General features: G+C 70.5%; 4 protein-coding genes. All 4 read left to right on the top strand.

Annotated features, from left to right (window positions below; genetic code table 11):
* Positions 1–448 precede the first annotated feature (448 nt).
* The 4 genes from htpG to LCE31_RS34985 all read left to right on the top strand — a co-directional run bounded on the left by htpG (position 449) and on the right by LCE31_RS34985 (position 6053).
* Positions 449–2425 carry a molecular chaperone HtpG gene (gene htpG, locus LCE31_RS35000; RefSeq protein ID WP_225021753.1) on the top strand — a complete coding sequence of 659 codons (1977 nt, stop codon included), beginning with the start codon at positions 449–451 and terminating at the stop codon, positions 2423–2425.
* Positions 2426–2775: 350 nt separating this feature from the next.
* Complete coding sequence (locus LCE31_RS34995; protein WP_225021752.1) at positions 2776–4197, top strand: hypothetical protein; 1422 nt, start codon at positions 2776–2778, stop codon at positions 4195–4197.
* Positions 4198–4426: 229 nt separating this feature from the next.
* A complete protein-coding gene (locus LCE31_RS34990; protein ID WP_225021750.1) occupies positions 4427–4735 on the top strand; it encodes a hypothetical protein in 309 nt (102 codons plus the stop codon).
* 325 nt (positions 4736–5060) lie between these two features.
* Complete coding sequence (locus LCE31_RS34985; protein ID WP_225021748.1) at positions 5061–6053, top strand: phospholipase D-like domain-containing protein; 993 nt, start codon at positions 5061–5063, stop codon at positions 6051–6053.
* Positions 6054–6195 lie beyond the last annotated feature (142 nt).

The following is a 6195-nucleotide window of genomic DNA, read 5'->3' as shown; positions in this document are numbered from 1 at the left end:
CCGCCCCCGCCCCCACCCCCCCCCCCCCGGCCCCCCGCCCCCCCCCCCCCCCCCCGCGCCCCGGGGGGGGGCCCCCCCCCCCCCCCCCCGCCCCCCCCCCGGGCGGTCCCGGACGGACCAGGGCGCTGGTTCCGGGTGGTCCCGGGCGGGCCGCTCCGGGTGGGCCAGGGGCCTGGTTCCGGACAGATCCGGACCTGGTCCCGGACGGACCCGGACCTGGTCCCGGACGGACCCGGACCTGGTTCCGGACCGATCCGGGGCCTGATCCGGACCGACCCAGGGCCGCCGGTAGCGGGACCGGTCCGGCCTCCGCCTTGCGGGGCTGCGCCCCGGACACCGGCTGAACTAAAGTTCTCGGGTCATACCCGCCGTCGCCGCCGTCACCCTCCGCCACCTCTCGTGACCTGGTGGCCGGGTGGCCAGGTGACTTGAGAAGGACCAACGGACAATGCCGACAGAGACGTTCGAGTTCCAGGTGGAAGCGCGCCAGCTTCTGCAGATGATGATCCACTCGATCTACTCCAACAAGGACGTATTCCTGCGGGAACTCGTCTCCAACGCCTCGGACGCGCTGGACAAACTGCGGCTTGAGGCGCTCCGTGACGAGTCGCTCGGCGCGGACGTGTCGGACCTCCACATCGACATCGAGGCCGATCAGCAGTCCCGGACGCTGACCGTGCGGGACAACGGCATCGGCATGTCGCACGACGAGGTCGTCCAGCTCATCGGGACGATCGCCAATTCGGGTACGGCGAAGTTCCTGCGGGAGCTGAAGGAAGCCGAGGGGACCACGGCGGCCGAGGGGCTGATCGGCCAGTTCGGCGTCGGGTTCTACGCCAGCTTCATGGTGGCGGACGAGGTCACACTGCTGACGCGCCGCGCGGGCGAGAGCCAGGGCACCCGGTGGACGTCCGACGGCGAGGGCACGTACACGGTGGAGACGGTCGACGACGCGCCGCAGGGCACGTCCGTCGTGCTGCGACTGAAGCCCGAGGACTCCGAGGACCGGCTCTACGACTACACCTCGCCGTGGAAGATCCGGGAAATCGTCAAGCGGTACTCGGACTTCATCACGTGGCCCATCAGGATGGCCGCACAGCCGAAGCCGGACCAGGGCAAGCCGGACCAGGGGCCGGACGCGGACTCCACGGCGGCGGCAGAGCCCGGGGCAGACGCCGAAGACGCCCCGGCCGAGCCCGAGACCCTCAACTCCATGAAGGCCCTGTGGGCACGCTCGCGCGACGAGGTCACCGACGACGAGTACCACGAGCTGTACAAGCACATCAGCCACGACTGGATCGACCCCCTGGAGACCATCCGGCTTCAGGCGGAGGGCACCTTCGAGTACCAGGCGCTGCTGTTCATCCCGTCCCACGCGCCCCAGGACCTGTTCCTCCAGGGTTACAAGCGGGGCGTCCAGCTCTACGTCAAGCGCGTCTTCATCATGGACGACTGCGAAGCGCTGATGCCGCCGTACCTGCGCTTCGTCAAGGGTGTCGTGGACGCGCAGGACCTGTCGCTCAACGTGTCCCGCGAGATCCTCCAGCAGGACCGCCAGATCCAGTTGATGCACCGGCGCCTGGCCAAGAAGGTCCTGTCCACGGTCAAGGACATGATGTCCGCGGAGCCGGAGAAGTACGCCACCTTCTGGCGGGAGTTCGGCCGGGTCCTGAAGGAGGGGCTGCTGGGCGACTCCGACAACCACGCCGCCATCCTCGGGGTGTCCTCCTTCGCCACGACGCACGACGCGGACGAGCCGACGACCCTCGCGCGGTACGTCGAGCGGATGAAGGACGGCCAGGAGCACATCTTCTACCTGACCGGCGAATCCCGTCAGGTCATCGAGAACTCGCCCCACATGGAGGCGTTCAAGGCCAAGGGCATCGAGGTGCTGCTGCTGACGGACCCCGTGGACGAGGTGTGGGTCGACGCGGTCCCCGAGTTCGAGGGCAAGCAGTTCCGGTCCGTCGCGAAGGGCGAGGTCGACCTCGGCACGGAGGCGGAGAAGGAGGAGGCCGAGACCGAACGCGGGAAGCAGCAGGAGGAGTTCGGCGCGCTGCTGAGCTGGATGACGGACCGGCTGGGCGAGAACGTCAAGGAGGTACGGCTGTCCTCGCGCCTCACCGTCTCGCCGGCCTGCATCGTCTCCGACACGAACGACGTGACACCGGCGCTGGAGAACATCTACCGCGCCATGGGCCAGGAACTGCCCACTGTCAAGCGCATCCTGGAACTCAACCCGGCACACCCCCTCGTCGTCGGCCTCAACAAGGCCCACACCCAGGACCAGGACGCCCCCGCGCCCGCCCTCGAAGAGACCGCCCAACTCGTCTACGACCTGGCCCTGCTGGCCGAGGGCGGCGAACTGAGCGACCCCGCGCGCTTCGTCAAGTCCATGGCGGACCGCCTCGAACGAACCCTCTGACCCCCTCCAAGCCGCCTGCCCCGCGCTACGAGACGGACAGGGCCCGGTTCCGGGCGGCGGATCGCACACGGTCCGCCGGCCGGTCAGGACCTGCCTGATCTGGTTCGGCTCGGTCCGGTCTCGCTCGGCCCGCCGCCGGCTCAGCCCGCCGGTCGGCTCAGCCCGCCGCCCCCGACAGCCCTCCGACGGGCAGCCGTTGCGGCGTCCGGGGACCGGCGCGGTGTCGTGCTCGACGGCTCCCGCGACCCGTCGATGTCAGTGGGCTGCGGCACGATGACGCCCAAGTGACGGCCCGTCCGACACGTCCACAAGGGGCTCGGGGCCGTCGGTGACGAAGGGGGTTGGTTGCCTTGCGCAGGCCGGTCACGGGCGAAGTGCACGTTCACTACGGTCAGATCTACGTGGAGAGCGATCCGGACGACCCGACCACGGATTTCTCCGAGGCGTTCGCGGGCCAGAGCGGAGGGCTGTGCGGAGCGGCGGTCCCCGGCGCGCTGTGGATGACCACCGGACTGCACACGGGCGATGTCGGCTTCTGCGTGGAAGTCCATGACGAGGCCCCCGCGCTCGACCCCGCCTGGGAGGACGTGGTGGAGGTGTCCTTCCGCCCCTTGTCCGAGGGCAGCTGCTTGATTGAGTGGGGCGGCGGGGCCGCATGGCACCTCGGTCTCGCCGTGACCGACTACCGCGTGCGGTACTGCGCCCGGGGTATGGACGAGGGACAGAAGCGGGACACCCGAATGGAGGGGGAACCGCAGAAGGACAGCTATCTCCTGCAGTTCTGGCCCGCGCCACCCGCCCAGGACCGCGTGGTCCGCCAGACCGCGGAGGCCGCCGCGTACTGGCACCGATACGCGCGGGAACTTCCGTCTCCCCCCACACCCGAGGAGCGGGCCGAAGCCGAGCGCCACGCCCGCGAGGCGGAGGAACGGGCCGCCGAGGAACGTCGATCGCACCACGAACAGTGGATATGGGGCGGACGGCTGCCGAGTGAGAGGCTGCGCGGGCTCCGCTGCAACGTCCGTGGCCTGCTCGCCTTCGACAGCGACCTGGTGCACACCCTCGACGCCGCGAGCCCCGAGGTCCAGCACGCGGTGGCGCTGCTGGCCGCCCGGCGGGCCTGCGAGGCGGCGGGCCTCGCCGAGGTGCCGTGGGTCGCGGACGCGCTCACCGCCGTCGCCGGAGGGCGTCCGCTGCCGTCGCCGTTCGACGATGTGGCCCTCATGTGGGAGACGTTGCGCTCGGACCCACGGGTCCCCCGGCACCGGTCGGTGCTCAGGGCAGTGCCCCCCGAACGAGCGCCGTACCGTCCTCCCGCGCAGCCGGCGGCCCCCGGGGCGACATGGGTCCCGGTGGTGGAGCCGGAGGCACCTGGACCGAGGCGGCCCGGCCTCGGCCGCCATCTGGGCACGATGACACTGATGGTGTCTCCTGGGGAGGGGCCCCGAAGTGCGGCGGTACCCGCCGACGTGCGGCCCGGGAACATGATGCACGGCACGGGGACTGTGATGCACGCGGAGGCCGCGATGAACGCCACGGGCGTTGTGACGCGGGGCACGGGGGCTGTGCCGGACAGCGCCACAACTCCGCGCGACCCGCGGCGGATCTCACCACCGCACTTCGCGCCTCCCGCCGTACTCGCCGCCGCCGGCGCGGACCCGCTCAAGGCGGCACTGGACGCCGTGTGGCACGCGGTGGCAACGTACGGCGAGCACTACCCGAGTCTGCTGGAGGAGATCAGGTCGGCGTGCGCCGTTGAGGCGGGGGAGTAGGCGGACTGGGAAGCAGGCGGACTCCCGTCCTGGCACGTGCCCGCCTCCCGCACATGCTGCTTGCGGGGCGAAGACCGCGGGGCCAGGGCCGGAGGGCCGGCACCACAGGGCGACGATCAGCGCGATACCGGCTGCCGATCCGGAAGGGGACCTCACCCGTGGGCAACTGCCCTGCCCGACGACGAAGGACCGGTCGCTCCCCGGCGTCGCGGCGTGAATCCGGTTCGGTGTGATCACCGGCTACGTGTTCGTCCTGCCCGCGGTGACCCTGGCCGGGTGGTTCCTGGCGTGGCGGGGGTCGCGGTGGCTGCCGTGGGGCGTGCTGGCCGTCGCCGCGCTGGCCTCCGCGCTCTGCTGCGTCATTTCCTTTCACGCGCCGGGAGGCGTGACCGACCCGGCCCACGGCTGCCCGATGCTCGCCGGATGCGGGTCGTGGGACCGGCTCCACTGGCTTGAGGCGGCGGTGTTCAACCTCGGGTGCGTCATCGTGCTGACGATCGTGACGCCCGTGGTGTCCGCGTGGCGAGGCGGCGATTAGCTCCAACCCCGGCCGCCCCGGCGGCCGGTCGACGCCGAGATCCCCGCCGGCGTGTAGCGGCCGAGCCTCTGGGCGCCCGCGCGGCGCCGAACCGGCGGTGCTGACCAAGATTTTGCGTTCCGTGGGCGCTCGCCGAACCGCCTCCGGCCTGCGCGGTCGATCCGCAACCCGGCTTCTTGGCCTGTCGGTCGCAACGAGTTCACGCCCGCGGCCTTTCCAGCGGTCTACGCGCGTGGTGTCATGCGCACGCTCGTTCTGTGCGCGTTGTGCCATGCCTGCGCCTTCCCCCACGGGCGCGCGGGCGTCAACCGACTAGGAGTCACGCATGCTGTCGAAGGTCCTCGGCCGAGCCGGTGTCGCCGCCGCGGCCGCCGCCGCCGTATTCGCCACCGCCGTCCCCGCGAACGCCGCCACGTACACCGCCTTCGCCTTCTCGCGGAGCGGCGGCCAGACCACCATCTACGACTTCATCGACTCGGCCACCAGCTCACTCGACATGACCATGTACGAGCTGGAGGACACCACGGCGGTCAACGACCTCATAGCGCTGAAGAAGGACGGCGTGACCGTGCGCGTCATCCTGGACCGGGCGGAACAGAGCCAGAACACCTCGGCGTACAACACCCTGAAGAGCGCGGGTGTCGGAGTGGCCTGGTCGTCGTCCAGGTTCGTCTACACCCACCAGAAGACCATCACGGTCGACGCCACCAAGTCGCTGGTCCTGACCGGGAACCTCACCTCGCAGTACTACTCCACCGGGCGCGACTACGGGGTGTTCACCGACGACACCCGCGATGTCGCGTCCATCGAGAAGGTCTTCAACGCCGACTACGCCGATACCGCCATCACCCCGACCGACGGCGACCACCTGCTCTGGTCGCCCACCGACTCCCGCAGCCGCCTGCTGTCCGTGATCAACGGCGCGACCTCGAAACTGGACGTGGAGGAGCTGGAGTTGAGCGACAGCGCGGTGGTCGACGCCATCGTGGCCAGGGCCAAGGCCGGGGTGGCCGTACGCGTTGTGCTGGAGACCCCGTCGGACTACGCGAGCGAGGTGTCCGCGATCAAGGCCGCGGGCGGCAAGGTCGTCGGCTATTCCGACCCCGACGGCTTCTACATACACGCCAAGGCGATGGTCGCCGACTACGGCCTGTCCACGCAGCAGGTGGAGGCGGGCTCCATGAACGTCAGCAGCAACTCCCTGAGCAGCAACCGCGAGCTGGGGCTGATCCTGACCGGCACGGGGACCGCCCAGTCCGTGGCGAGCACCATCGAGACCAGCTTCACCAGCGACTTCAACGGCGGCACCAGCGCCTGACCCTCCCGGCTCTCCCCCCGGCTCTCCCCTGGGACCGAAGCGGGGCCGCCGGGTAGGGGCGCCGGTCACTCGACATGACCATGTACGAGCTGGAGGACACCACGGCGGTCAACGACCTCATAGCGCTGAAGAAGGACGGCGT

The organism is Streptomyces sp. 8L, from assembly GCF_020176795.1.
Lineage (GTDB): Bacteria > Actinomycetota > Actinomycetes > Streptomycetales > Streptomycetaceae > Streptomyces.
This window is presented reverse-complemented; position numbering and strand designations above follow the sequence as displayed.

Bases quoted from the DNA above. Each gene is read 5' to 3' on its own strand.
- LCE31_RS34985 (WP_225021748.1), top strand. From the start codon at position 5,061: ATGCTGTCGAAGGTCCTCGGCCGAGCCGGTGTCGCCGCCGCGGCCGCC.
- htpG (WP_225021753.1), top strand. From the start codon at position 449: ATGCCGACAGAGACGTTCGAGTTCCAGGTGGAAGCGCGCCAGCTTCTG.